The sequence below is a fragment of the Miniimonas arenae genome, from assembly GCF_006351005.1.
Lineage (GTDB): Bacteria > Actinomycetota > Actinomycetes > Actinomycetales > Beutenbergiaceae > Miniimonas > Miniimonas arenae.
This window is the reverse complement of sequence record NZ_VENP01000136.1, coordinates 1-1,297: the sequence shown is the minus strand read 5'-3', so window position 1 is coordinate 1,297 and position 1,297 is coordinate 1. Positions and strand designations below refer to the sequence as shown.

Genomic DNA, 1,297 nt, shown 5'->3' with positions numbered 1-1,297 from the left:
GGCGTTGCGCACGCTGTCGCGCTGGCCACCCTCGCTCGAGTCGTCACGCGAGGCGTTGCGCAGGGTGTCGCCCTCGCCACCCTCGTTCGACGTGTTCGGCGCGCTCTCGCCCGCGACGCGCTGCGCGCGGCGGGTGCGACGCGCCGGAGCGGAGTGCTCGCCGTCGGTCGCGGGTGCTGCCGCCGCGGGTGCTGCGGCCGCGGACGCCGGGGCCGGCCGGGAGCCGCCACGCGACTCGATGGCCGTGACGAGGTCGCCCTTGCGCATCTTCGAGATGCCGGAGATTCCGAGCGCGCCGGCCATCTCCTGCAGCTGCACGAGCTTGAGGGCGCTCAGTGACCCGCCACGGGCTGCGGCGGTGTCGGTGCTGTTGGTCACAGGTTCCTCACTGGATCTGCGTCGATGATGGACGCGTTGTTCTGAGGTCCGAACGGTACGGGCGTCTGAGCCGGCACCGGGGGGAAGCACCGCCACGGAAGAATCGGCCGCTGGCACGCGACACGTGCATCTGCACGGGCCTCTGCAGGAGGCGTTGCGGGGTGCTGTACGCCCAGGGTACACCGTCAACGCCGTCGCGACGTGTTGCGTGACGTGCCGCGCGTCACGCGCGTTCTGCGGTCAACGGCTGACCCCTGACTGCGATCGCCGACCGCCGACCGCCGACCGTCACCCGGGTCGCCCCCGCCGCACTCATCGATGCGGTCGATCTCGCACTCACCACAAGGCGGCCGGCCCGCCCGGCGATGCATCGGGAGTTCCTCCACCTCGCTCGCCGTCGCGCAGACTTCCGCCCCGCTCGCCACCGGGCAGGGCTGCGCCGGGAGCCGCGCCTGCGTTGGATCCGTCGTCGCCGGGGCTGTCGCCACCGGACAGTCCTCCGCCAGGAGCCGCGCCACCGCCGGTTCCGCCGCTGGGCGGGGCTCCGCCAGGAGTTGCGCCACCTCGTGCGTCACAACCGCTGGACCCGCTGCCACCGCCTCGCCCGCCGCCGGGTCCGTCGTCGCTCGATCCGTTGGTGGGCAGAGTTCTCCCCACGCCGGTGGGTCGGCGTTTCGGGACGAGGAGCTCGTCGTCCAAACGGGTGGTGGTGCCGATCGTCCGTCCTTGGGCGGTGGTGAAGGTGAACCCACCGCGGGTGGGGGTGATGTGGGTGTGGTCGCGGTGGACGCGGTGGTGATGCTCGCGACACAACGTCACGGCGTTCACCAGGGACGTGTCACCACCCTGGTTCCACTCGATCACGTGGTGCACCTCGCACCACGCCGCCCGCATCACGCATCCGGGCCACTGGCAGTGC

At 72.2% G+C, this 1,297-nt stretch carries 2 protein-coding genes; both read right to left on the bottom strand.

The window, feature by feature from the left end; translation table 11 throughout:
- Positions 1–378, bottom strand: a 378-nt coding sequence (locus tag FH969_RS14955) for a Rho termination factor N-terminal domain-containing protein (RefSeq protein ID WP_180359836.1), incomplete at its 3' end; no start/stop codon positions are given.
- Positions 379–714: 336 nt separating this feature from the next.
- Complete coding sequence (locus FH969_RS16195; protein ID WP_425462475.1) at positions 715–1,272, bottom strand: HNH endonuclease signature motif containing protein; 558 nt, start codon at positions 1,270–1,272, stop codon at positions 715–717.
- Positions 1,273–1,297 lie beyond the last annotated feature (25 nt).